Here is a 251-nt window from a genome sequence, read left to right on the forward strand (position 1 = left end):
GGTGATCAAAATGCTGCTTGATGATGATGAGTTAATATTATCTGTGTTTGATAGCGAACTGATTGCGTCAATACTAATGGATATAAAAAAAGGAACGGACCCAAGAAGCAGTAACTCACACTTTTATTGGTCTATAAATCAGCAGGCGGCAAACCTAATGAAAATATATAAAGGCGAAGATAATGAATAACACAGATAAACTACTAAGAGCTTTTATTGAGGCTAGTGGGTATGAGGTAGAAATAACAAAA

Annotated in this window: 1 protein-coding gene; it reads left to right on the forward strand. The window is 34.7% G+C overall.

Translation table 11 applies throughout. From position 1 onward, the window contains the following. The coding region (locus tag D5S11_RS20140) for a hypothetical protein (RefSeq protein WP_206504747.1) at positions 1 to 190 on the forward strand (190 nt) is incomplete at its 5' end. Positions 191 to 251 lie beyond the last annotated feature (61 nt).

This window comes from Bacillus sp. L75 (genome assembly GCF_003676355.1).
GTDB lineage: Bacteria > Bacillota > Bacilli > Bacillales > Bacillaceae > Bacillus > Bacillus velezensis.